The organism is Mesorhizobium sp. B2-3-12 (genome assembly GCF_006442205.1).
Classification (GTDB): Bacteria; Pseudomonadota; Alphaproteobacteria; order Rhizobiales; family Rhizobiaceae; genus Mesorhizobium.
On record NZ_VFVR01000007.1, the window covers coordinates 154,462 to 178,438 of the forward strand.

Consider the following 23,977-nt stretch of genomic DNA (forward strand, 5'->3'; position numbering starts at 1 on the left):
GCGTGAATTAGGGTTATTTTCGTTGCAGCAGTCTGCCTCATGTTGGAGCGAATCAAAAGCCATGAATAACTTGCTTTTTTTAGAATTGTTCCGGCCGTTTATACCGTATACGTCTTCTGACGTAGAAAGCATCGTTCAAATGGACTAGGTATCCTGCCTGGTCGCCTCGGAACGGAGCTTGTCGGCGCTATGACCAATGTCGGACGGTCTAGGCGAGATTGCGCTCCGCGTCATTCGTTGCGCGGGCCTTCACCGAGAGCCGTGGTCGGGTCCCATGCCCGGTGGTGTTCTATTCCGACAAGCACACGGTGTTTCGGGTGGCGTCCCTGAGTCATGGAGTTATAAGAGAAAAGCGTTTTTCTTATAACGGAACCGACGCATGAAGGCGATCGATGGCGCGCTGACCGAGGCGCTGCGCCAGGGCCTAGGTGACCTCTGCGCTGATCGGCGCCTGCTGGCCGGAAAGGTCGGGACAGCGTCGCTGCGTTCATAGCGTCGACCAAGCGATGCCAAACTCGCCGAGATCGGTACGTGCGCACATCCAACATCAATCAGTGGGCTCAGATCTCGGCAGGCAAGCGACGTTCTGTGGACATAATTTCCCAGGCATCATCGGTTGGCGGATCAAGCCGTCTCCCGCACGAAATGCGTGGGTGAAACAGCGTTCATTGCTAGGCGTATCGGAACGAAATCGATTCCGCGTAGCGCGCTTGGAATCTCGTCTGACATCGGCTCTCGTCCAACCGATCGTTGTGCCGGATCAGCAACCGGAACCGTTGAAAGCAGCTTGCGGGTATAGGGGTGCTGCGGGTTGCCGAAGACCGAACGACGGTCGCCGATTTCCACGATCTCGCCCAGATACATTACGGCAACCCGATGTGCGATGCGCTCCACCACAGCCATATCATGGCTGATAAAGAGGATCGCGATGCTCATATCGCGCTGCAGGTCCATCAGAAGATTGATGACCTGCGCCTGGATCGTCACGTCGAGCGACGCGACCGCTTCATCTGCAATGAGCAGGCGAGGATCAAGCGCCAGCGCCCTGGCGATGCAGATGCGCTGCCGCTGCCCGCCGGAAAACGCATGTGGATAGCGGTCGAGATACTCAGGGGGCAGATGCACTTTGGCAAGCAATTCTGCTGCTCTTTTCTGCAGCGCACCGCGTGGTGCAATGCGGTGGACGCGCATGGGATCGGTCAGCGCCTGCCCGATCGTCATGCGTGGGTTGAGAGACGAGAACGGGTCCTGGAAGACCATTTGCACTTCGCGCCGAAACCGCGCGAGCGCCGCTCGCCGCGCACCGACCATCTCATTGCCATCATAGCGAATGGAGCCCGACAGGGGCTTGTCCAATTGCATTATGCTGCGCGCCACCGTCGACTTGCCGCATCCGGATTCTCCCACCAGCGCCAGCGTCTCACCGGGCAAAATATCGAAGGAAACGCCCTCCACGGCATGAACCCTCCCGGTGACGCGGCCAAAGGCCCCACCTTTCAGGTCGAACCGGGTTATAAGGTCGCGGACTTCGACCAGGGGCTTGCGGTCCGTCGCTTGCGACCCGGCGCTCATGCTGCAGCCTCAGGCTCGGAGGCTTCCGCATCGCATAAGACGAGCGGGAATTTTTCGGGCGCATCCTTGTCGGCCATGCTACCCAGTCGCGGCACCGCGGAGATCAACGCGCGAGTGTAACGATGGCGGGGAGCCGCAAAGATTTGGCCCACGGAATCCGACTCGACGATTTCCCCTTTCAACATCACGCAGACACGGTCGGCGATTTCGGCGACCACGCCCATGTCGTGGGTGATGAAAAGAACCGACATGCCGATCTCACGCTGCAGGGCGCGCACGAGATCCAGTATCTGAGCCTGGATAGTCACATCAAGCGCGGTTGTCGGTTCGTCGAGGATCATTAGCGAGGGCCGGCACGCCATGGCAATGGCGATCATGACGCGCTGGCGCATGCCGCCAGACAGCTGGTGCGGATACTGATCGAGCCGTCGGGCAGCGTCGGGAACGCGTACCAGCTTGAGCATATTCAACGCGATGTCGCGCGCTTCGCGCGGTGACTTGCCCTGGTGGCGAATGACCACCTCAGCGATCTGGTCGCCGATGGGAAACACAGGATTTAGGCTCGACATCGGGTCCTGAAAGACAATCGAGAACTCGAAGCCGCGAAGGCGCTCCATGCGCTTCTCCGAAAGCTGCGTCAGATCGGCTACCTGGCCATCCTTCAACCGCATTAGGACCCGCCCTGCCGTGATCCTGGCGCCGTCATATTCGGTGAGTCGCATGACCGTCATGGCGGTTACGGATTTGCCCGAGCCCGATTCACCAACCAGTGCCAGCGTCTCACCGCGCCGGATCTGAAAGGAAACTCCTTGAACTGCCCGTACAGCCTTTGTCGCGCCCGCCCCAAAGCAGACTTCGAGGTTTTCGACCGACAGGACAACATTGTCGGGAAGGTTGGCTGTGGCGGCGGACTTGGCTGTCAAAAAAATGGGCTCCACGTGCAAACGCTGATCCACATCGAACGCGGTGAGCTCGCGGGCTGTCAATAGGGCCACTCGCCGGCGGGCCTTGTGAGCAACCCCACCGGAAGGCCTCCGGGCGTTTTCGAGCACGACGCCAGCCTTACAATGTCCGGCTTACAGCCGTGCTGCGCAGCGTTATGCAATTTCTGCATGTGTCCATCGGATTTCGCATTATGTGCGAGATCGGTTCGTTCAACCGTCTCAGCGCATGGTGAGTGTTGGATCAAGTGTGTTGCGCCCGCGCGTTTGCTCGGCGGTCCGCAGGAGATATTTCCAAAGCGCGTCGCCTTCTCTATTGCGCGCGCCGACGCGACGAAAGATCCTGATCTCGATCTCCAGCGACATCTGCTGACCGCCGATCTGCACTAGTTCGCCGTGGGCGATCGATTTCTGGACGCAGATCTGCGGCAGCCACACGACGCCTTGTCCCGCGATCGCCATCTGCTTGAGGCCTTCGGCAAGCGACGACTGGTAGACGATGCTGAGATTGAGAGGGCGGCGCCAGCGGGACTGGATGAGCGAGATCAGCTTTCCCAGATAGCCGTCGCTCCAGGAATAGGCGAGATATGGAATGACGGTCCCTTCGGGCACATCGATGTCGAAGAGCGGCGCTCCGTCTTGGTCGACACCTGAGACCAGAACCAAGCGATCCTTGCCGATCTGCAAGGATTCGAACGGGCCTCCCTCAAGCACAGGCGGACCGTCGGGGTGATCGTAAGTGATGGCAAAGTCGCACTTGTCCGATGACAGATGTTCGACGCATTCCAGAAAGTCGCCAGTGTGCATGCTGCTGCGGACCGGCGCATTGGGCATGTCCGGCTGGCTGATCCACTTGGGGAAAAAATAGATAGCCAGCGTATGAAGTGCTGCGAAGGTCAGGAGTCTTGAGCTGGCGCCCGCGGCGTTGCGGCAATCGGTGCGCAGCCGATACATGTCACGAACCATTTCCTGGCAGCGCGGATAAAAAACGTTGCCCGCGCTGGTGAGACGCACCGGGTATGTGCTGCGGTCGACCAGTTCAATGCCGACCCATGCTTCCAGCGACTTGATGCGCCGGCTGAAGGCAGGCTGCGAGATGTTGCGGGACGCCGCCGCGGTCGAAAAATTCCGCGTTGCGGCGATCTCGAGGAAATCTTCAAACCACGCCAGCTCCATGATCAGCCCCATGCATTATTCGCATAACTGATCCTATCTACGCATTGGACACCAGCGCAAGGCTCCTCCTACCTTCCCTCGCAACGATAAAAAACGACCTCGGGTCGAAAAGGCCCTAGGCCAATTGTGGGAACAACACCATGAAAATGAAACGCGCCCTGGCCATAGCCTTCTGCATGGGAATTGGCGCTGTTGCGGCGCCTGCCGCGGCAGAAACCAAAAACCCCGGAACCTTCGTTTTCCTTTGGACCGATGACGTTCAGTCCTTCGATCCGGCCTATATCGCCAATACTCCGAGTTCGTACGGCGTATTAAACGTCTACAGCCGCCTGCTGAATTACAACGGCTCCCAGATTTCCGAGTTCGTACCTTCACTGTCGTCGCAAGTGCCCAGCCTCGAAAACGGCCTGATCAAACAGAATGCCGACGGCTCGGTCAGCTATACATTCCCGATCCGCAAGGGCGTCCACACCCACAAGGTCGGCATCAAGGGAGACGACGGCAAAATCACCTGGCAGTATTTCGACGGGCTGAGCGCAGAGCAGAAGGCCAAGATCGAACCCGGCTTCGGAGAGATCACGCCCGAAGACGTGCGCTACTCGCTGCTGCGCGCCATTCTCATGGGCCAGTCCTGGATGTCCAACGCCATCACCGAAGTGGTGACGGCCAGCAAATACACAGACGTCGCCAAATGGGTCGAAGCTGAAGGCAAGGTCTCGGATATCAAGGCTGCCAGCCCTGAAGCGCTTCGAAAGGTCTATGACGAACTCGCTTCGCAGATCACCGTCGAGGGCGACAATGTCACACTGAAGCTGCCGAAATCCTTCCCTGCAACGCTTGGCGTCCTAGCCTTGCCGTTCGGCGCCTCGATCGTCGACAAGGAATGGGTCTCCTCCGTCGGAGGCTGGGATGGCAATGGCGACACCTGGAAGAAATACTACCGCCCTGAACTCGGCGACGATCCGCTGTTTGCCGAGGAAAACGGCTCCGGTCCGTTCATGCTCGATGAGTGGGACAGGACGGACCGCCGCATCACACTGAAGCGTTTCGACAATTATTTCATGGGGCCGGCTTCGCTCGAGCGCGTGGTCATGCGCACCGTTCCGGAATGGACGACGCGTCGCTTGCAATTGCTTTCGGGCGATGCCGATTTCGTCGCTACACCGGTGGAATTCCTGGACGAGCTCAGCAAGACCGACGGGGTCAAGGTCATCGATGGCCTGCCCAAGGTTTTCAGTCGTGGCCTCTATTTCGCCTGGCCGATCGACGATGCCGACAACGCCGCCATCGGCAGCGGCCAGCTGGACGGCAACGGCATTCCCCCTGACTTCTTCTCCGACATCGATGTCAGGCAGGGTTTCAACTATGCTCAGAACTACGATGCGCTGATAAAGCAGGCGCTGCTTGGCAAAACCGTGCAGGCACGCGGCCCGACCGTGCGCGGCATCATGGGCTACCGTGCGGACTCGCCGATCTACACCTACGACCCGGCCAAGGCCGCGGAGCACTTCAAGAAGGCTTTCGGCGGCAAGCTGTGGGATACCGGCTTCACCTTCACGGCCTTCGTGCAGGAAGGCACGCCGCAAGGCACGGCCGCGCTTTCGGCGCTCCAGCAGGGATTGCAGCGCATCAACCCGAAGTTCAAGATGAAGATCCAGTCGCTGCCCTGGTCATCGATCTCCGACAAGCTCAACAATCGTGAGAAGCCCGCCGCACCGCTAACCTATATGGGCTGGGGACCGGACTATTCCGATCCTGGTGGTCCGCTTGGGGCTGCAACCTACTACCTGTCGCCGACCGGACTCGTCGGCGGCATGCTGGGCCAGGGCTACCGCGACCTGATGGCGGAAAAGTTCAAGCCGCTTCTCGACCAGGCCTGGGCCTCGAGCGATCCGGCCGTGCGCGAGCCGATCTACGCCAAGCTGCAAGAAATGTCCTACGACTACGCCACCACACAATTCCTCTGGGAGGACTTCGGTTACATCGTCACCCGCAGCAACATCGACGGCTACGTCCACAACATGATCCTGTACGGCGCCTGGGACTTCTATCCCGTCAAGAAAAAGGCCGACTGAGTTTCGCGTCTGCCGGGCGGCATCGCCCGCCCGGCAGAGGATCCATTCCTCATGGCTCGGATGCTGATGTGCTGAACTACGCCTTGCGGCGGCTCCTGATGTTGCCCTTCGTTCTGTTTGCCCTGTCGCTGATGCTTTTTGCGCTGCAGATGTCGCTGTCGCCAACGCAGCGGCTGGCCGCCTACGCTCCGTCGCCGGACTTCCTGAAGGGCGGTCAGGAGAGCATTCGCAAGATGATCGAACAATACGGGCTCAACGACCCCTTCTACCTCCAATACGGACGCTGGATCGGCAATGTCCTGACCGGCAATATGGGCTGGTCCGAGACCGCGCGCCAGCCCGTCGCGCATGCCCTGGCGTCGCTCCTGCCGGCGACGCTGGAGCTGGTCCTGCTGGCATTCATTCCGGGGTTCCTGCTTGCCATTTATCTGGGATCGCGGGCCGGCATCCATCTCAACCGCTGGCCGGACCATTTGATCCGCATCTTCACCATATTGGGCTGGTCGTTCCCGGTGTATGTCTTCGGGCTCCTGATGCTGCTGATTTTCTATTCGGCGCTCGACTGGTTCCCGCCGGGCCGCCTCAGCCAATGGGCGCAGGCTGCCGTCACTTCGCCGGGCTTCACCCGCTACACCGGCGCGAACACGATTGACGCGCTGCTCAACGGCAATCTGGCAATCTTCGGGGATTCGTTGAGGCATCTTGCTGCCCCCGTGATCACGCTGACTTATGTCAACCTTGCCAACATGACGCGGGTGATGCGCACCTCGATGCTGGAGACCCTGCGCCAGGATTATGTCCGGACCGCACGGGCAAAGGGCATGCCCCGGCGAGTGGTGGAGCTGCATCACGCCCGGCGCAACGCGCTCCTTCCTGTCACGACCATCGCAGGCATGGAGCTCGCAGCCATGATGGGCGGCGTCGTCATCACCGAGACCATTTTCGACTATGCGGGCCTTGGCCAGTTCGCGGCCAAGACGGCGGCCAATCTGGATTTTCCCGCAGTGCTTGGCTTCGGCCTCTATTTTGCGGTCGTACTCGTGGTGCTGAACCTTGCAGTCGACCTGATCTATCCCTTGCTTGATCCAAGGGTGAAGACGCGATGAGGGCGCTTGGCTATCTGAAGCGCAATCCGATGTCGCTGGTCGGCGTGCTCCTGCTTACAGCCTTCGTGCTGGTAGCGATTTTCGCACCTGTCCTTGCACCGCCCCAGGAATTCCAGATGTCGGTCTACGACACCCCGCGCGCGGGCTTCCTGGCAACCCCGCAGCCGCCATCGCCAGAAGCGATTTTTGGGACGACTGAAGGACAGTACGACATCTATTACGCCGTCATTTGGGGGACCCGCACGGCCTTCAAGATCGGCCTCGGCGTCGTTGCCATCTCCGTCCTGATCGGAACGGTCGTAGGGTCGATCGCAGCCTTCTACGGCGGTGTCGTCGAAGAGGTGTTGATGCGCATCGTCGACGTCTTCATGGCGGTGCCATTCCTCATCGCCGCAATGGTGCTCACTGCTCTGCTGGGGAAGGGCCTTGGCCCGATAACGGTCGCGCTGACGACCTTCGGATGGATGGGCTATGCGCGTGTTGTGCGCAGCGAAATCCTGCGCATCCGCGAGATGGATTTCGTCAATGCGGCCAGATGCTATGGCGCCGGCGACTTCAGGCTGATCGTGTTCCACATCCTGCCCAACGCATTCTTTCCCGTGCTCGTCCTGGCAACCATGGCCACCGGTTCAATGGTGCTCACTGCCTCAGCGCTCAGCTTCCTCGGCGTCGGCACGGAAGAGGGCTACGCCGATTGGGGGCAGTTCATCGCCTACGCCCGCAACTGGATCGTTGGACAACCCGGCAATCCGTTCCAGTACTGGTATACGCTGGCCTTTCCAGGCGCCGCGATCTTCCTGTTCGTGCTGGCATGGAACCTAGTCGGCGATGCGTTGCGCGACATTCTCGATCCCCGCCATACAGATTGAAAATCAGGGAGTATCTTTCCGTGTCTTCGCTTTCCCCCAGCGCCATCGAGCTTCTCGAAGACCTTATCCGCCATGAGGTGGAGGACAAGGCGATCCCGTCCATCTCCTATGCCCTTGTCGACAGGGAAGGTCTGATATCGCAGGGCCACATACAGCGGCATGATCGTCACTTCGACATGAAGAGCGATACGTGTTTCCGCATCGGCTCGATCACAAAGACCTTTACATCGGTTGCCATCATGCAGCTTGTCGAGAAGGGCCTGGTCGACCTTGATGTCGATGTCTCGGAATACCTGCCAGGATTCCATCCGGTCAATCCGTTCGCCGGCCGCGAAAGCGGACCGCACGGTTCTCAGATAAGCCTGTCCAAGCTGTTGAGCCACACTGCCGGTATCGTGCGCGAGCCCAAGAGCGGCCACTACCTGGATTCGCACAAGCCGCCGCTCGCCGACACAGTCGCCGAACTTGCGACGTCGACGTTGAAGCAGGACCCCAGCACCGGCATCATGCACTATTCCAATGCCGGCATTGCAATTGTCGGCATGGTGATCGAGCGTGTGACGCGAAAGAGCTATTCCGACTACATCACCGAAAACATCCTCAAACCGCTGGGCATGAAGGACACGTCGTCCGGGATGGCTCCGGGCATCCGCGAAAGGCTGGCGCCCGCCGACATGTGGACGCTGGACGGGGATAGTCCAGCGCCGGTGTTCAACCTCGGCGGTTCGCCTGCCGGCAATATTTTCTCCACCACATCGGACATGGCCAGCTACACGCAGTGCCTGCTGCGCGGCGGCTTTGCCCCCAATGGTGATCCCATCGTCAGTCCCGCATCGCTGCGCAAGATGTGGACCCCGATCGGCAAGCGCCCTGAAGGTCACAACAAAGACCTGAACGGTTATGGCCTCTGCTTCGGCGTCGGCGATATGGACGGATGGACGTCCGTCGGTCATGGCGGCGCCGTTTATGGTTACGCATCTCAGATGATGCTTTTGCCCAGCGCCGGTTTCGGTATCCTGATCTTCGCGACGCTTGATTTCGCCAATCAGATCGCCTCGCGGCTGGCCAGCGACGGCCTGCGGATCGCACTTGCCGATCGCGGCATGGGACGCATGCCGTCTCGCAACCAGAACCCGCCATCCATTACGCAAGATCAGTTCGCGGCGCTGCCTGGCCTCTATCGCCAAGAGGCAAGCGGCGAGGTGGTTGAGGTCAAGAACAAGGACGGTAAGCTCTATCTGATGGGCGAGGGCGTGCCGCTTCAGATCCGCCCGGTCTCGGGCAATGACTTTGTCATCGACGGACGCATCTATGGGCGCGGCGCCGACTACGCGCATATGAACCTGTCCTTCTCCAAGGCGAACGAGCTGACCTGGAAAGGAGCCAATTGGTCGCGTGTCGACACGCTTCCTGTCGAAAAGGTGCCGCCCGAGATCGCGCCGCATCTGGGCGAATACGGACCGGATTTCAACATCACTTATCTCAGCTACAGCCACGGTCAGTTGAAATGCCTGATCGAATATTTCTGCACCCATAGATGCGAGCCGGTTGATGCTGGCCGCTTCCGCATGCACGGCCTTCTCTACGAGGAAGAGATCCTCGAACTGGACGCCGTCGACGACAATGGCCGCCGGGGCATTCGGGTCGGGCCGATGTTCCTGGTGCGCCGGCAGGCTGAAATGGCGGCCTGAGGAACAGACACTGAGCATGTGAGGTCGGGCCATGTGAGGTCGGACCTTGCGAAGCGCGTGTCATGGACCGCACGGCCGGCAAGAAATACAGACGCCGCGTGAGCGGCGACACGACGACCACTGCGAAATCGAAAGGCAGGAACATGAAGGTCTTCATCAGCGCCGACATCGAAGGCACGGCGGGCATTACCAACTGGGACGAGGCGCGCAAGGGCAATCCCGACTATGCGGAATTCCGCGAGCTGATGACCGACGAATTGGTCGCAGCCTGCGAAGGCGCCAAAGCGGCAGGCGCTACCGAAGTCGTCGTCAAGGACGCCCACTCGACGGCCCGCAACCTCATCTTGTCCAGGCTTCCCGACTATGTGCGCATCGTGCGCGGCTGGAGTGGACACCCCGATGCGATGATGTTCGGCATTGACGAAAGCTTCGATGCCGCTCTCTACACGGGTTATCACAACAAGGCCGGAACCGACACGAACCCGCTGGCACATACGTTGACCGGCACCGTGTCCAGAATGCTAATCAACGGGGAGGTGGCGTCCGAATATACCCTCAATGCGCACTGCGCTGCTCGTTACGGTGTGCCCTCGGTCTTCCTGTCGGGCGACGCCGGCATGTGCGGTGAGGCAAGGGCACTGGTGCCCGAGATATCAACGGTTGCGACCAGCGAAGGCTTCGGACCGGCCACGTCCTCCCTGTCGCCGCAAGGCGCCGTCAAGGCCATCCGCGGGACCGTGGAAGCCTCGCTGTCGCGCGATCTGTCGAAATGCCTGCCGAAACTGGCCGACAGGTTCGAACTCATAGTCGAGTATACCACGCCGATCGAAGCTTACCGGGGAAGCTGGTATCCCGGCATCGAGCACCCTGCGGCGCGCACGCTTCGCTTCGAGGCAGACAATTTCTTCGACATCCTGCGCGCCATACGGTTTGTCGTGTGAACCAACAGGGCGCCGTGACAAGGATTTTGATCAGAAATAGGTCTTAACCGCACCAATGATGTCGTAGTCGTCATTGACGAGGAACAGCACATCCCATTTGTCGAACGTCGTGCAGGGATGAGAGATGCCGAGGCCGATGCGGTCGCCAATCCGCACAGCCGCCGCGGCGGGGTAGTGCATATAGGCGTGCTGGTCGTTGCTGGCAAAAATCTCGCATCCGGTCAATGGTTCGGGCAACCCGCCGCCGCGCGAAATCAGAAGCGGGGCGGGCAGGCCGGAATCGGTACCGAAATCGCGCTTGCCGGCGGTCAGTATGGCAAGGCCAGGCTCAGGACATGACTGCACATGGGCCCACACTTCCAGCGCATTGACCAGTCCGACAGGCTCTCCGGTCGCGGCAAGAATGCGCTGCTGCTCGGCTTGGTAGACGCCTGAATCATGGCTGACATAGCAGCCACTGCGTGTGACGATCTGCGCGTTGCTGCCGGCCAGGCCCTTGACCACGACATCATAGAAGGAGGAGCCGCCGGCGGTGACGATTGGCGGGGTGCGTTCGAAAAGACCTTCCAGAACGCAGCTGTCGAAAAGAGTGACGATCTCGTCGATGAAGGTGCTGACCGTATCGGCGGGGCCGCCATTCCCAGTCCTCAACAACCCTTCGAATGCCTCGATGCCGCAGAGCTTCAGTTCCGGCGCTGCACGGCTCGCGCGCGCTATTTCGAGTGCGGTCTCATTGTCGCGGCACCCCGTCCTGCCGCCCGCATATCCGCGCTCGACCAGAACCTGGATAGGAGGAGCCTTCGCCCCGCCCCGCCCGACGGCTTCGGAGGCTGCCCTGACGCCATCCAGGCTGTCGACCAGCATGAAGAAATCGAAGGCGGGCGACGCGGTCAATTCGGCAACCAGGATGTCGAGCTCGAGCCTCCCGATAAGCTGGTTGGCCAGCACAATGCGATCGATGCCGAAGCGGCGGCAGACTTTCAGTTGATGGAGCGTGGCTACCGTGACACCCCAGGCGCCGTCGCGCAGCTGGCGCTGCATGATCTGCGGCGCCATGGTCGTCTTCACATGCGGTGCGATGACCGCATTGCGCTTGCCGACAAAGGTCTGCATCCAGCGCGAATTGTGATCGAGTGCCGACTCCCGGACGATGGCCGCAGGCAACGGGACATCTCCACGGACAAGGTTCCAACCCATAGATCCTATGTCCAGCAGACGCGCCGAAACGCCTGGTGGAATGCCTTTTGTAGTCTCGTCGAGGATCAGATCGTCCAGTGGGTCCAGGTTCATTGGCTTTGCGCTCCCTACTGCGCTCCTGGCGGGTGAATTTCCGGCGCCATCGGCCGGCTCGCGTCTTGTTTTCCGCCTTCAAGGTGCTTGCATGAATCATACAATGGTTTGATGATGAGAAAAGACTTTTTCTTAAACGAAAGAACGGAAAGAGGGCACGATGCGGATTTTCATAGCCGGGATGGATACGGAGACCAACACCTTCGCGCCCATTCCCACGGGCTACAATAGCTTCGAGGAAATGGGGATCGCGCGCGGCGACGCGACCAGCAAGGCGCTCAACGAGCCTTCATGCCAGCTGTTCGTCTGGCGCCAGCGCGGCGAGGAAGATGGGCATGAGATCATCGAAAGCCTTTGCGTGTGCGCCGAGCCTGGCGGCATCACCATCCGCAACGTCTACGAGCAGTTCCGCGACGAGATTCTGGCCGAGCTGAAGGCAGCCATGCCCGTCGATTGCGTCCTGCTTGCCTTGCACGGAGCGTTTGTAGCGGAAGGTTATGACGATACGGAAGGCGACTTTCTGGCCCATGTGCGCGCCGTTGTTGGCCCCGACATCCCCGTTGGCGCCGAACTCGATCTGCATTGCCACACAACTCGGCAGATGGTCGACAGCGCCACCGCGATCGTCGCCTACAAAGAGTATCCTCACACCGATATCATGGACCGCGCCGGCGAGCTCTACCGCATCATCGTCGACACAGTGGAAGGCAAGGTTCGGCCGGTCATGGCGCTCTACGACTGCCGCATGATAAGCACCTTTCGGGTGCAGGAGGAGCCGATGCGCGGGTTTGTCGATGCCATGACCGCAGCCGAGAAGGAGGACGGCATCCTGTCTGTCTCTCTCGGGCACGGCTTCCCTCACGGCGATGTCGAGGATGTCGGCGCCAGGATGCTGGTTGTGACTGACGGCGACACGGCGCTGGCCGAAAGGACAGCGCAGAAATTCGGCAGACAACTCTTTGCCCTTCGCCACGAACTCAGCCCTAACTTCCTCGGCATCGACGAGGCGCTCGATCTCGCGCTCGCCGAGCTGGAAGGGCCGGTGGTGATTGCCGATGTGTCCGACAATGCCGGAGGCGGCGCGCCTGGCGATTCAACCTACATCCTGCGGCGACTGGTCGAGCGCGGCATCACGAACGTCGCCAGCGCCATGTATTGGGACCCGATCGCCTACCGCTTCTGCGTCGAGGCAGGCGTTGGCGGAACCATCGACCTTCGCGTCGGTGGCAAATGCGGCGTCTTTTCCGGTATGCCGGTGGATTTGCGCGTTACCGTGAAGGGCCTTGGACGTGACCTGACGCAGCGCTTCGGCACCATGCCGTGGCCGCTCGGCGACGCTGTCTGGGTCACGACAGACAGTGGCATCGACCTGGTCATCAACACCGTGCGCACGCAGGTCTTCCATCCCGAATGCATGACCGCACTTGGCCTTGATCCCGCACGCAAACGCATCATCATCGTGAAGTCGAACTATCACTTCCAGGCAGGCTTCGCCCCGATCGCCAGGCGCATCCTGTTTTGCGCGCCGCCCGGTGCGACCCAACCGAACTTCGCATCCATACCCTATACGAAGCTCAAGACGCCCTACTGGCCCAAGGTAGAAGACCCGTTCGCCACAGAGGCGGCTTAAGCCGTCGCATCGCTGGGGAAGGCCGGACGCGGCGCTGAGCGCGGCCGGCCCATCCCGTGGACGTTTGTGACGAGGTGACAACGCACCTTTCGCAAGCCGTCGGCCGCGACCAGAAGCTGCGGCTGCTCGCAGCCGGCCGTCGCAGACGGGCATCGCTCCCGAAAGAAGCAACCGGTCGGCAGCGTGCGGTTGCTCGGCAACTCGCCGGCGCGCGGTGCAATTGAGGCCAATGGACGGTCGAAACGCGGAACGGCATCGAGCAGCGTCCTGGTATAGGGGTGGCTTGGCGCATCAAGCACGTCGAGCGTCGGACCTTCTTCAACGATCTGGCCGAGATACATGACGGCGACACGATCGGCCACGTGACGCACCAGCGACACGTCATGCGAGATGAGCACATAAGAGAGCTTGCGCTGCGCCTGCAACGACAGCAGCAGATTGACGATCTGCGCCTGCACCGACACGTCGAGCGCGGAGGTCGGCTCATCGAGGACCAGCAGCGCCGGTTCGACGGCGAGCGCCCTGGCAATCGCGATGCGCTGGCGCTGGCCGCCCGAGAACTCATGGGGATAGCGATCGACGTGCTCCGGCCGCAAGCCGACCGAGACGGCGAGTTCGCTCGCGCGGTCGATCAGTTGCTTGTTTGCATAACCACCGCGAATGTGGAGGGGCTCGGTGATCAGGCGCCAGACGGGGAGGCGCGGATCAAGCGAGGATTGCGGATCCTGGAAGATGATCTGGATCTGGGTGCGCCGTGCCCGATCGCGTTCCGTCCCCCTGAGTTTGACCGCGCCCGCGGAGATATCGGTCAGACCCAGGATTGCCTGGCCAAGCGTGGTTTTTCCACAACCCGATTCGCCGACAATGCCGATCGTCTCGCCTTCAGCCACACTGAACGACACGCCGTTGACGGCATGAACGTCGGAGCCGCCGAACCAGCCCGACGTGACGCGGTAGCGGACTTCCAGGTCTTCAACGGAGAGGAGAGGCGGCTCGGTCACGCGGATTGCGTCTCCTCGATACGGCGCCAGCAGGCGGCGCGCCGGGCAGCACCTATCGCGGCAAGCGGCGGCACCGCCTTGCAGCGTTCATCGGCTTCGCGGCAGCGAGCTTTGAAAAGGCAGCCAGCGGGCGGGTCAAGCAGGTCGGGCAAGGTGCCCAGGATTTGTTCCAGCGGCTGTTTGGGTGCGACAAGCCCCGGCAGGCAGCGGATCAGGGCGCGCGTATAGGGATGCGCTGGCGCTGCCAGCACCGAGGCGGTCGTGCCTGCTTCCGCGACCCGTCCAGCGTAGAGAACGTAAAGGCGGTCGCAAAGCTGCGACACCACGGCCATGTCGTGCGAGATGAAAACAACCGCCGTGCCGGTGCTTGCCGCCTTGTGCTTGATGAGGCTCAAGATCAGCGCCTGCACGGTGACATCGAGTGCCGTCGTCGGTTCATCGGCGATGATAAGCTTTGGTTCGCACGAGAAGGCCATGGCAATCAGGACACGCTGCCGCATGCCCCCGGAAAGCTCAAACGGATAGGCCTGCATGATGCGTTCAGGCTCGCTGATCAGCATGTCGCGCAGCAGGCCTATGGCTTTGCTAGTTGCGGCCTTGGCGTCGAGGCGCTGGTGACGGCGGATGATCTCGACGATCTGCTCGCCGATCCGCCGGGTCGGGTTCAGCGCATTCATCGGTTCCTGGAAGATCGTCGATACAAGCTTTCCGCGCACATGCTGGAGCTCGCGTTCGCTGAGCTTCATGGGATCGTTGCCAAACAGCCGGATGCCGCCAGCGGTGATGTGCGCGCTGCCCTTGGGCAGCAGCCGTGTCGCCGCCATCATAGTCACCGACTTGCCGCAGCCGGACTCGCCGACAATGCCGACAATCTCGCCGGCGCGGACATTGAGGCTGACGCCATTCAGCGCCTTGATCGGCCCGCGAGAGGTGCGGAACACAAGCGACAGATCGGAGATTTCGAGCAGGACATCGCCAGACGGTTCGCTCATCGTCCACCCAGCCTCGGGTCGAGCATGTCGCGCAATCCGTCGCCAAGCAGATTGAAGCCCATGGCGCTGATCAGGATGGCGAGGCCCGGAAAGGTGATATACCACCACTGGTCGAGGAAATAATTGCGCCCGCTCGACACCATGGATCCCCATTCTGAAGTTGGCGGTTGTGCACCGAGCCCGATGAAGCTGAGGGCTGCCGCCGTCAAGATGGTGCCGCCAAGGTCAAGCGTTGCCTGGACGATAATAGGCGATAGCGCGTTGGGCAGAATGTGCCAGCGCAAGAGATAGGCAGGCGAGGCGCCAAAACTGCGCGATGCCTTCACATAGGTGCGGTTGCGCAAGGACAGCGTCTGCCCGCGCGCCAGCCTGACATAGGCGGGCACCCGTACCACGGCAACGGCCAGCATGGCGTTGAAGAGGCTTGGCCCCAATGCCGCCGACAGTGCCATGGCGAGGATCAGTGCGGGCAGCGCCAGGAAGACATCCATCAACCGCATGATGGCGGTGTCGACTATGCCGCCGACGACGCCGGAGAGGCAGCCGATGATCGAGCCGATGACGGTCGAAAGAATGACGATGGCAAAGGCGATGCCGCAGGATGCACGAGCTCCGAAGAGCACCCGCGAAAACAGGTCGCGCCCGACCTCATCGGTGCCGAAGACATGCTGCAGGCTTGGCGCGGCAAGCCTCGCCGACAGCGAGATCTTGTCGGGCGGATAGGGTGCCAGGAGAGGCGCTGCGATGATGACGAACAACACCACCAGCGCTATCGCAGCGCCGACCAGGGTGAGGGGACTTCCCTTCACGCGGTACCACAAGCGGCCCTCGCGAAACCGCGATACAGCCTGCCGCGGTGCGCCGATCCCATCCACCGCCATCAGCCGAGTTCCCTGATCTGTGGATCGAGCATCATATAGGTCAGGTCGACCGCCAGATTGATCAGCACGTAGCCCAGCGAGGCAACGATGGTGAAGCCCATGATGGCTGGAAAATCGAGCGTCTGGATGGACGATACGACGTAGCTGCCCATGCCCGGCCAAGCAAAGATCGTCTCGGTCAACACCGCTCCATAGAGCAGGTCGCCGAAGGCCAGACCAAGCAGCGTCACCGACGGGATCAGGGCGTTGGGCAGTGCGTGCCGCAGGATGACCGCCGAACGCGACAGGCCGTTGGCACGTGCGGTCCTGACATAGTCCTCCTGCAGGACGTCCAGCATCGAAGCCCGTATCTGACGCGTGATGATGCCCAGATTGGCGAAGGCAAGAACGAAGGCCGGCAGGACGAGATGATAGAGCGAAGACCAGAAGGCCTTCATATTGCCGGCTACAAGAGAGTCGACCAGGAAGAAGCCGGTGATGCGCACTGGGGCCGCGATGCCAAGCGTGATACGGCCGCTGCCGGGCAGGATGGGTATCTTCACATAGAACAGCAGAATGAGAGCCAGTCCAAACCAGAATACCGGCATCGATATGCCGGCAACGGAAACGACGCGCGCTGCCTGGTCGATCGGACCGTCCTTGTAGATCGCCGAAAGCACGCCGAGCGGCACGCCGATCATGATCGCCATCACCAGCGCGGTGATGCCGAGCTCAAGTGTGGCGGGCAAAAACAGTGCGATGTCGCCGGCAACCGGACGTCGTGTGCGCAAGGACTGGCCGAGATCGCCCGACAGGAGCTGCCTGACGTAAATGACAAACTGCTGGGTGACGGGTTTGTCCAGGCCAAGGTCCTGGCGCACATGCGCCAGCGTTTCGGCGGACGCCTTGTCCCCGGCAATCAGCTGTGCCGGGTCGCCGGGGATCAGATGCGAAATCGTGAACGTGACGACAGCCACACCGGCCACGACGAAGACCAGCAGGACCAGGCGCCGAAGGATCGTTGAGATAAGCGGCATACCTTCGGCGCCGATTTCTTATTCAGACTTCGACATATCGGCGATGTTGTAGACTTGGATCAGCATGGGATTGTAGACATATCCCTTCACCGAGGATCGCATGGCGAAGATGTCGTTCTTCTGGAACAGAAGGACGTAAGGCGCATCCTCGTTGGTGATCTTCTGCGCGTCGATATAGAGCTTCTCGCGCTCCTTCTGATCGACCGTCTGGAGCGCCTTGGTGATGAGGTCGGTGACCTTCGGGTTCTCGTAGAAGGCGCGGTTGCCGGGTGCGCCCATCTTGGTGGGATCGAACCAGATGTTCATGAACATGAAGGGATCGGCGAAATCGGGCGTCCAGGCGCCGGTCGCGATGTCGTAATCGCCCTTGGCGACCAGCTCGCGCTTGGTCGTGTCGGCGACGTTCTTCATGTCCAGCGTGACGCCGATTTCGGCGAGCGAAGCCTGTAGCGCGAGACCCACCGGCTCCCACGCGGAGTCCGCCTGCGAATAGGTGTAGCTGATGTGCAGATTGGAAACACCAGCCTCGGCAAGCAGCTGCTTGGCCTTCTCCAGGTCATAAGTGTACTGCATGCCCTGCGGGTCATGGCCCCACATGCCGTCCGGGACAGCCCCGCGCATCTGCTCGGCCTGGCCCTGCATGACGCCATCGACGAGGCCCTTGTAGTCGGCGGCATAGGAAATGGCCTGACGGACCTTCGGATTGTCGAAGGGCGCCTTCTTGTTGTTCAGATAGAGGTAAATGACATAGAGGCTGGGATTGCTCTCGATGGCCACCCCCGCGCTCGTCTTCATCGCCTCGGCCTGATCGACCGGAACCTGGTCGATGAGATCGGCGTCGCCGTTCTCCAGCTGCAACCGGCGCCCCGACATCTCGCGCACGATCTTGAAGATGACCTGCTTGAACGCGGGAGCCTTGCCCGCAAAATGCGGGTTGGGATCGAGCGTGATCTGCTGGTTGCGCTCCCAGCTCGCGATCTTGAAGGCCCCGCTGCCGGCGCTGTGCTCGGCCAGCCAAGCGCGCGCATCGTCACCATTGACCGCGTGGTCCTGCGCTTTCGGATTGATGATCGAGCCGGCCGACGTGGCGAGCGCGGACAGGAACGGCGCAAATGGCGCCGACAGTTCGAATTTCACGGTTTGCGGGTCGACGACGACAACATCTTTGACGGTCGGGAACATGTCGCCAGGGCCAGCTGCCAGCTTCCTGACGCGGTCGAATGAATATTTGACGGCCGCGGCATCGACCGGCGAGCCATCGTCGAACATGTGTCCCGACGCCAGTTTGAACGTCCAGCTGAGATTGTCGGGCGCAATGGTCCAGCTCTCGGCAAGCTCGGGAATGACGTCGGTCTTGGCGCCGTCGTACTTCACCAGACGTTCGTAGGCCGGAAAGATCAGCGTATAGCCGTTGTTGGAGACCTCCACACCTGGGTCGGCGGTGGGCGGATCCTCGGCCTTGTCGATAACCAGAACATCCTTGTCGGTGGCCCAGCCCGGTGCGGTGTGGGTGAAGACGGCCAGCGCGGCGAATGCCGCAAGGGTCGGCAGGCGACGTAACAACATGATGCGCTCCCCTCGAGCTTGTGTTTTGCACCTCGACGGGATGGCCCGAAGGATGCATTTCGCACACGCTAACATCCGCATTCGGGATGGCAAGCCGATTTTTCGGATAGGAAAGATATTTTTCTAATTAGCCAAGTGTCATTTCAGCTTCGCGGGGCTGCTGGCCGTCATCGAGCCGCATGCCTTGGACGCCCTTGATCAATGTCTGCTCCGATTGGCCAGATGCCGATGTGCACACGCATAGGATCCGGGCAGGCTTGTCGCCGACGCTGACATAGGCGTGCCCCATGGTGCTTTCGAAATAAACCGACTCTCCGGTCTTCAACCTCAGTGTTTCATAGACATCGGTATGCAATTCGACTTCGCCTTCAAGAACGTATGTGAACTCCTGACCGGGATGACTGATCAGTTCGCCGAAGGTGTCGATGCTCTGCTGGGTGATTGCTCCCAGCATCGGGATCATCTCCTTGCGCGACAGCTCGGTGCATAGGAAACGGTAGACATAATTGGGGGTTTCGACGATCCGGCCGTCCTCGATCCGGCTTACCGCCCGCGCGCCGTGAGCTATGGGAGATGCGCTGGCCTTCTTGACGCCGAAGAGTTCAGTTATGTCGACCTTCAGCCCTTGGGCAAGCTGAAGCAGCTTGTCATAAGTCAGCGACATCTGATTGTTCTCGACTTTCGACAAGGTCGAGATGGCCAGGCCCGACATCTGGCTGACCTGCGTCAGCGTCAAGCCTCGTTCCCGCCGCAGCTCTTTGAGGCATTCCCCCAGACTTGGCTTCGAATCGCTCATGGCGCACCCCTTTTTGACGTTGGCCGCACTTTAGGGTTGAGACCGGGCAAAGTCGACTCGCAGGCGATGACGCATTTATCATAGGAAAGATATTTGACCGATCGGAAATCTTCTGCTTGGTTGCCGGCGCTTGGTTTGAGAGTGGCAATGCAGGACGTTCTTATCATCGGCGGCGGCATGGCTGGCGCTTCGGCGGCCTTCTTCCTGGCGTCTGGTAGTCGAGTGACCGTGCTTGAAGCCGAAGCCCATTGCGGCATGCACACGACAGGACGTTCCGCCGCCCTCTTCAGCGAGGGCTACGGGAACGCCGCCATCCGCGCCTTCACCCGCGCCAGCCGCCAGTTCTTACTTGAACCGCCCTCCGGCTTCTGTGATGTCCCTTTGCTGACTCCTCGCGGCGTAATGGTCATCGGCACGGACGCGCAAAGGCCAAGACTGCAGGCGCTGTTTGCCGAGACGTCCACGGAATCGGCGGCGCCCTTGGACTGGCTTGACACCGACGCTTCCCGATCGGTCATTCCAATCCTGCGACCTGATTACATCGGGTCTGCGTATCTCGATCACTCGGCGATGGACATCGATGTCGACGCTCTTCACCAAGGCTTTTTGCGGGGCGCACGCCGTCACGGCGCGCGGATCGTCACCAACGCACGGGTCGAGGCGATCGAGCGTGTCGGCGGCACCTGGATTGTGACGACCCCGGTCGGCGTCTTTGACGCGCGTATCCTTGTCGACGCCGCCGGCGCCTGGGCGGACCAGGTGGCTGCCATGGCCGGCGCCACGCCGCTTGGGCTGGTGCCGAAACGACGAACCGCGATGCTTGTCGATGCGCCGCCCGGCGTCAACGCCAGGGATTGGCCAGGCGTAATCGATGTCGACGAGATGTTCTATTTCAAACCATCTTCGGGAATGCTGTTGCTCTCGCCAGCCGACGAGACGCCAAGCGAAGCTGGCGATGCGCAGCCCGAAGAGATCGACATCGCCATCGCGGTCGACCGCATTCAACAGGCCGCTGACCTGCCGGTAACGCGCATCTCACGCAGTTGGGCCGGATTGCGGTCATTCTTTGCCGACAAGACGCCGGCCGTCGGATGGGATAGCCAAGTTGAAGGTTTCTTCTGGCTGGCCGGACAAGGCGGCTACGGCATCCAGACCGCTCCCGCGCTCGGTCAGCTGACCGCAGGGCTGGTGGCCGCGAGCGCCATGCCTGACACATTTGCTGTCGAAGGCGCCGACCCCGACATTTTGTCACCCGCGCGCCTTCGAGGAGCAATTTCCGAATGACAATCGACGCCACCATGTTGCCGGACACAATACCGCGACCGGGTTTTGTCAAGCCTACTTCTCTGGAGCCGAAGCCGATCAGCGGCGATCAGTAATTGCCGTCGTAATAACGGTCGTCGCAGGGAGCGGTGTAGATGCCGCGGCGATCCTGGTAGCGGCACATCTGTTCGCCGCGGGGCTGCGGGGTGGTGGCGGAACCTACGACGGCGCCGAGCAGCGCGCCGCTGGCCGCGCCGATAACCGTGCTCTTGGTGTTGCCACCGATCGCCTGACCGACGAGGGCGCCACCGGCGCCGCCGAGCAGGGCGCCGGTGGTGGCGCGCTGCTGGCCTTCGGTCTGCGTTTCGCAGCCGGCGAGCGCTGCGGTCATGAGGACGGCCAAAATCGCTTTCTTGAGTAGCATCTGAAGAACCTCCTTTGAGGCCACGCGGGCCGATGACCAGCCAAGTGAGATTGCATTGCGGCGGAACGGCGGCGCGCCTTCTCACCAAGTGATTCAAGGTTTCCCGGTAATTGAAAGCCATGGTTTCAAAGCGGAAAGCTGGCCGGACGGACGCTTCGACCCAGTATTGACTGGAATTGCCATGCGGTACGCGCTAGATTTTCCGTTCGTCCTGATGGTGCTAGGCGATGGACAAGGTTGCTGCGGCTCGCGAACCTCCCAAGGAGAGGCGCAGAGTGCGCGCGGCCCAATACGTACGAATGTCCACAGAGCACCAGGCTTATTCCCTTGAGAATCAGAAAGATGCGATCCGCGCTTATGCCGAGCTCATGGGGTACGACATCGTCGCAACCTATGCAGACCCCGGACGTAGCGGGTTGCACATGGAAGGCCGGCCCGGCCTTAAGAAGCTGCTGTTCGACATTGAACACGGACTGGCCGACTACGAGACGGTCGTCGTCTACGACGTCAGCAGATGGGGCCGGTTCCAGAGCGTCGATGAAAGCGCTTCCTACGAATATCGATGTCAGATGGCGGGCGTGCGGATCGAGTTTTGCGCCGAGCAATTCGCGAACGATGGCACCGTAGGATCCGATGTCCTCAAATCCATAAAGCGTAGCATGGCCGCAGAGTACAGCCGGATGTTGTCACAGAGGGTCTTCTCGGGCCAGGTCAGGATGGCCCGCATGGGCTTCCACGTCGGCGGCATCCAGGGGCTCGGACTGAGGCGCCTTATGGTCGACCAGTTCGGACAGCCCAAACTCATCCTCGCCCGCTATGAACACAAGAACTTCCAGACAGACCGGGTGATCATCGTACCCGGGCCACCGGAAGAGATAGCTACCGTTCGTTTGATCTTTCGCCTGTTCGTCAGGTCCCGCAAAAGCGAGCCTCAAATCGCAAAATATCTGAATGACCGGGGAATTCTCAACGACTTCGGTCGGCCTTGGAAGACCCACAGCGTACGCCGCGTCCTGACCAATGAGAAATATATCGGCAACAACGTCTGGAACAGGCGCTGCACGAAGCTGAAAACCAAAGTTGCGTACAATCCCCCGGAACAATGGGTCAGAGCGGACAACGCCTTTGAGCCCATCATCAGTCGTCAATTATTCGACAGAGCCCAGCAAATATTGAAATCGCTTTATCTCCGCATGAGCGATGAAGAGATGCTGGCAGCCCTGCGAAAGCTCCACCAGCGGCATGGGAAACTGTCATGGGGCATCATCAACGCAGCGCCCGAATGCCCGTCGGCCTATCGCTACAGCGCCCATTTCGGAGGTCTGCTCGGCGCATACAAGCTGATCGGTTGCCTGCCGCCCAGAAAGTCTTATTTCATCGATATTGGCGCGCGGCTCAAGGCTATCCGCCATGGCGCGTTGGAAGACCTCAAGGTCGCGATCGAACAGGCAGGCGGCCGCGCTTCCCAGGATCCTGAAACGGAGAACATCCGCATCAACGGCGAGTCGACTGTAGCACTCGCAATCGCCAGGTGCCGCGTTTCGCATTGCGCCTTCCCGCGCTGGTCTTCGAGGGCCGTTCGAGAAGCCAAGTCGGATATTTTCGTCTTGATCCGAATGCAGCCAGGCAATCTGACCATTCGCGACTACCTGATTGCTCCGATGAATGAAATTGCCGGGTTCAAAGGAGATTTTCATGTCAACGATGGAATGAAGCTGGATGCGTTTCTTTTCCCATCGCTGGATCCGCTCGTTGCCCTGGCTGAGCGAAAATTCGTCGGGAACGCCACATGAAGGAGCGCCGCAAGGTTCTGGGCCTGGAAGCGGCCGACCGGCTTTTGCAAAACAGCCGCACAAGACACGCGGCGCTTTTGGAAACGATGCACGAGCCCAACAGATGGTTCACCGGTCCCTGGCTGTGCAAGACCTATCAGGATGAATGCCGAAGAACGCGGGACATGATCGCCGAAGCGACTATCTCCCGGAAGCTACTGGAGACGATTGCCGAGGTGTTTCGATATCCGATCAAACAGGAATCCTTTCGTCGCCTGCTGTCGGCCGAAAGCCTGGCTTCTGTGCCGAAGGCCCTGATCGAAGGACCTACCTTGAACCTGCTTGTGGAGAGTCCCGCGCCAAGGCCGTTGGTCAATGGTGTTTCTCCCGAAGTCATCGAGCTATTGCAGGATTGGAGGGTGCCGCCCCAAGTCTTCGCGTCCTTGCGCAAGATGGTTCCGGAAAGGCAGCTCAAAGCGGCAAGGCTCATGATTGCCCTAAAGAGAGTGAGCTTCCACTATGCGCAGCTCCTCTCAACGCTTACCCCGGCGTCGCAGTTGGTGGACCCTTCCAGGCCGAGAAAGAAGTTTGTCGGGGTGACAGCCGACGATCTTGCCATCATGGAAGGCGAACTTGAGTTGTTGAACGAAGAATTCCTCTACTGCGCCAGCCTTCGTGGCATGTGGGCGCTGGAGTTGACGGCGGCGAGGCTATATCTCGACCGGCTCTTGGACAATGGACGGGTGGTCAGACACCTTGCGCGGGATTTCCCGCAGCATCTCGCAAGGTTTCAAACGGTACTGGACATTCCAGCCGGTCAGGAAGCTTTGACGAGCCAACCAGGAAAAACCGGGTTAAGGCGCCCCCATTTTGTCTTCTGAGTTGTCAAGTCGATGACCTTCTCGCAACACCCGCAGCTTGAAAGTGGTATCGCATCATGGGTTACGGGGCGCCTGAGCTTGACTGCAATGGCAA

The 23,977-nt window shown here is 60.5% G+C and carries 20 protein-coding genes; 9 read left to right on the top strand and 11 right to left on the bottom strand.

The genetic code is table 11. The annotated features are described in order from the left end of the window. Positions 1 to 624 precede the first annotated feature (624 nt). The 3 genes from FJ948_RS20360 to FJ948_RS20370 form a co-directional block, all read right to left on the bottom strand. Positions 625 to 1,572 carry an ATP-binding cassette domain-containing protein gene (locus FJ948_RS20360; protein WP_140707516.1) on the bottom strand — a complete coding sequence of 316 codons (948 nt, stop codon included), beginning with the start codon at positions 1,570 to 1,572 and terminating at the stop codon, positions 625 to 627. Further along, positions 1,569 to 2,624 (bottom strand): ABC transporter ATP-binding protein, encoded by a 1,056-nt coding sequence (locus tag FJ948_RS20365; RefSeq protein ID WP_224542479.1) that lies wholly within the window; start codon positions 2,622 to 2,624, stop codon positions 1,569 to 1,571. Before FJ948_RS20365 ends, FJ948_RS20360 begins: the two co-directional genes overlap by 4 nt. Positions 2,625 to 2,735: 111 nt before the next feature. Further along, the gene (locus tag FJ948_RS20370) at positions 2,736 to 3,701 is read right to left on the bottom strand and encodes a LysR family transcriptional regulator (RefSeq protein ID WP_224542478.1); all 966 of its coding nucleotides are present in this window, start codon (positions 3,699 to 3,701) and stop codon (positions 2,736 to 2,738) included. Between the two features lie 128 nt (positions 3,702 to 3,829). Between FJ948_RS20370 and FJ948_RS20375 the strand changes: the two genes are divergently transcribed. The 5 genes from FJ948_RS20375 to FJ948_RS20395 all read left to right on the top strand — a co-directional run bounded on the left by FJ948_RS20375 (position 3,830) and on the right by FJ948_RS20395 (position 10,371). After that, the gene (locus tag FJ948_RS20375; RefSeq protein ID WP_224695160.1) at positions 3,830 to 5,764 is read left to right on the top strand and encodes an ABC transporter substrate-binding protein; all 1,935 of its coding nucleotides are present in this window, start codon (positions 3,830 to 3,832) and stop codon (positions 5,762 to 5,764) included. Between the two features lie 68 nt (positions 5,765 to 5,832). Further along, a complete protein-coding gene (locus tag FJ948_RS20380; RefSeq protein ID WP_224542476.1) occupies positions 5,833 to 6,870 on the top strand; it encodes an ABC transporter permease in 1,038 nt (345 codons plus the stop codon). Then, on the top strand, positions 6,867 to 7,739 hold the full coding sequence (locus FJ948_RS20385) for an ABC transporter permease (protein WP_140707518.1): 873 nt from the start codon (positions 6,867 to 6,869) through the stop codon (positions 7,737 to 7,739). Before FJ948_RS20380 ends, FJ948_RS20385 begins: the two co-directional genes overlap by 4 nt. A 20-nt stretch (positions 7,740 to 7,759) precedes the next feature. Further along, positions 7,760 to 9,430 (top strand): serine hydrolase domain-containing protein, encoded by a 1,671-nt coding sequence (locus FJ948_RS20390; RefSeq protein ID WP_140707520.1) that lies wholly within the window; start codon positions 7,760 to 7,762, stop codon positions 9,428 to 9,430. 143 nt (positions 9,431 to 9,573) lie between these two features. Further along, positions 9,574 to 10,371 (top strand): M55 family metallopeptidase, encoded by a 798-nt coding sequence (locus tag FJ948_RS20395; protein WP_140707876.1) that lies wholly within the window; start codon positions 9,574 to 9,576, stop codon positions 10,369 to 10,371. A 30-nt stretch (positions 10,372 to 10,401) separates the two neighbouring features. Here FJ948_RS20395 and FJ948_RS20400 read toward each other — a convergent pair whose 3' ends face one another. Then, a complete protein-coding gene (locus FJ948_RS20400; RefSeq protein WP_140707522.1) occupies positions 10,402 to 11,661 on the bottom strand; it encodes an amino acid deaminase in 1,260 nt (419 codons plus the stop codon). Between the two features lie 160 nt (positions 11,662 to 11,821). Here FJ948_RS20400 and FJ948_RS20405 point away from each other — a divergent pair, with 160 nt between their 5' ends. Next, positions 11,822 to 13,291 (top strand): M81 family metallopeptidase, encoded by a 1,470-nt coding sequence (locus tag FJ948_RS20405; RefSeq protein WP_140707524.1) that lies wholly within the window; start codon positions 11,822 to 11,824, stop codon positions 13,289 to 13,291. Here the strand turns inward: FJ948_RS20405 and FJ948_RS20410 are convergent. From FJ948_RS20410 to FJ948_RS20435, 6 genes are all read right to left on the bottom strand, one after another. Continuing rightward, a complete protein-coding gene (locus FJ948_RS20410; RefSeq protein ID WP_140707526.1) occupies positions 13,288 to 14,292 on the bottom strand; it encodes an ABC transporter ATP-binding protein in 1,005 nt (334 codons plus the stop codon). The two genes, FJ948_RS20405 and FJ948_RS20410, sit on opposite strands and share 4 nt — an antisense overlap. Continuing rightward, positions 14,289 to 15,284: an ABC transporter ATP-binding protein gene (locus FJ948_RS20415; protein WP_140707528.1), complete on the bottom strand. Its 996-nt coding sequence runs from the start codon at positions 15,282 to 15,284 to the stop codon at positions 14,289 to 14,291. The genes FJ948_RS20410 and FJ948_RS20415 overlap by 4 nt, the downstream gene beginning before the upstream one ends. Beyond that, positions 15,281 to 16,165: a D,D-dipeptide ABC transporter permease gene (ddpC, locus tag FJ948_RS20420; protein WP_140707530.1), complete on the bottom strand. Its 885-nt coding sequence runs from the start codon at positions 16,163 to 16,165 to the stop codon at positions 15,281 to 15,283. Before ddpC ends, FJ948_RS20415 begins: the two co-directional genes overlap by 4 nt. Next, positions 16,165 to 17,181: an ABC transporter permease gene (locus FJ948_RS20425; protein WP_140707532.1), complete on the bottom strand. Its 1,017-nt coding sequence runs from the start codon at positions 17,179 to 17,181 to the stop codon at positions 16,165 to 16,167. The genes ddpC and FJ948_RS20425 overlap by 1 nt, the downstream gene beginning before the upstream one ends. 18 nt (positions 17,182 to 17,199) lie before the next feature. Further along, positions 17,200 to 18,747: an ABC transporter substrate-binding protein gene (locus FJ948_RS20430; RefSeq protein ID WP_140707534.1), complete on the bottom strand. Its 1,548-nt coding sequence runs from the start codon at positions 18,745 to 18,747 to the stop codon at positions 17,200 to 17,202. Positions 18,748 to 18,874: 127 nt separating this feature from the next. Beyond that, the gene (locus FJ948_RS20435) at positions 18,875 to 19,543 is read right to left on the bottom strand and encodes an XRE family transcriptional regulator (RefSeq protein WP_140707536.1); all 669 of its coding nucleotides are present in this window, start codon (positions 19,541 to 19,543) and stop codon (positions 18,875 to 18,877) included. Positions 19,544 to 19,636: 93 nt separating this feature from the next. Between FJ948_RS20435 and FJ948_RS20440 the strand changes: the two genes are divergently transcribed. Further along, positions 19,637 to 20,827, top strand: a complete 1,191-nt coding sequence (locus tag FJ948_RS20440; protein ID WP_224542474.1) for an FAD-binding oxidoreductase — start codon at positions 19,637 to 19,639, stop codon at positions 20,825 to 20,827. Between the two features lie 88 nt (positions 20,828 to 20,915). Here the strand turns inward: FJ948_RS20440 and FJ948_RS20445 are convergent, their stop codons facing one another. Beyond that, a complete protein-coding gene (locus tag FJ948_RS20445) occupies positions 20,916 to 21,230 on the bottom strand; it encodes a YMGG-like glycine zipper-containing protein (protein WP_140707538.1) in 315 nt (104 codons plus the stop codon). A gap of 227 nt (positions 21,231 to 21,457) precedes the next feature. Here FJ948_RS20445 and FJ948_RS20450 point away from each other — a divergent pair, with 227 nt between their 5' ends. After that, positions 21,458 to 23,023, top strand: a complete 1,566-nt coding sequence (locus FJ948_RS20450) for a recombinase family protein (RefSeq protein WP_140707540.1) — start codon at positions 21,458 to 21,460, stop codon at positions 23,021 to 23,023. Beyond that, positions 23,020 to 23,883 (top strand): plasmid partitioning protein RepB C-terminal domain-containing protein, encoded by an 864-nt coding sequence (locus FJ948_RS20455; RefSeq protein WP_140707542.1) that lies wholly within the window; start codon positions 23,020 to 23,022, stop codon positions 23,881 to 23,883. The genes FJ948_RS20450 and FJ948_RS20455 overlap by 4 nt, the downstream gene beginning before the upstream one ends. Positions 23,884 to 23,977 lie beyond the last annotated feature (94 nt).

What these genes read in the sequence shown, in the direction of transcription:
- FJ948_RS20395 (WP_140707876.1), top strand. Translation starts at nt 9,574, where the DNA reads ATGAAGGTCTTCATCAGCGCCGACATCGAAGGCACGGCGGGCATTACC.
- FJ948_RS20430 (WP_140707534.1), bottom strand. Translation starts at nt 18,747, where the DNA reads ATGTTGTTACGTCGCCTGCCGACCCTTGCGGCATTCGCCGCGCTGGCC.
- FJ948_RS20360 (WP_140707516.1), bottom strand. Translation starts at nt 1,572, where the DNA reads ATGAGCGCCGGGTCGCAAGCGACGGACCGCAAGCCCCTGGTCGAAGTC.
- FJ948_RS20425 (WP_140707532.1), bottom strand. Translation starts at nt 17,181, where the DNA reads ATGCCGCTTATCTCAACGATCCTTCGGCGCCTGGTCCTGCTGGTCTTC.
- FJ948_RS20450 (WP_140707540.1), top strand. Translation starts at nt 21,458, where the DNA reads ATGGACAAGGTTGCTGCGGCTCGCGAACCTCCCAAGGAGAGGCGCAGA.
- FJ948_RS20445 (WP_140707538.1), bottom strand. Translation starts at nt 21,230, where the DNA reads ATGCTACTCAAGAAAGCGATTTTGGCCGTCCTCATGACCGCAGCGCTC.
- FJ948_RS20375 (WP_224695160.1), top strand. Translation starts at nt 3,830, where the DNA reads ATGAAAATGAAACGCGCCCTGGCCATAGCCTTCTGCATGGGAATTGGC.
- FJ948_RS20405 (WP_140707524.1), top strand. Translation starts at nt 11,822, where the DNA reads ATGCGGATTTTCATAGCCGGGATGGATACGGAGACCAACACCTTCGCG.
- FJ948_RS20400 (WP_140707522.1), bottom strand. Translation starts at nt 11,661, where the DNA reads ATGAACCTGGACCCACTGGACGATCTGATCCTCGACGAGACTACAAAA.
- FJ948_RS20385 (WP_140707518.1), top strand. Translation starts at nt 6,867, where the DNA reads ATGAGGGCGCTTGGCTATCTGAAGCGCAATCCGATGTCGCTGGTCGGC.
- ddpC (WP_140707530.1), bottom strand. Translation starts at nt 16,165, where the DNA reads ATGGCGGTGGATGGGATCGGCGCACCGCGGCAGGCTGTATCGCGGTTT.
- FJ948_RS20415 (WP_140707528.1), bottom strand. Translation starts at nt 15,284, where the DNA reads ATGAGCGAACCGTCTGGCGATGTCCTGCTCGAAATCTCCGATCTGTCG.
- FJ948_RS20435 (WP_140707536.1), bottom strand. Translation starts at nt 19,543, where the DNA reads ATGAGCGATTCGAAGCCAAGTCTGGGGGAATGCCTCAAAGAGCTGCGG.
- FJ948_RS20455 (WP_140707542.1), top strand. Translation starts at nt 23,020, where the DNA reads ATGAAGGAGCGCCGCAAGGTTCTGGGCCTGGAAGCGGCCGACCGGCTT.
- FJ948_RS20370 (WP_224542478.1), bottom strand. Translation starts at nt 3,701, where the DNA reads ATGGGGCTGATCATGGAGCTGGCGTGGTTTGAAGATTTCCTCGAGATC.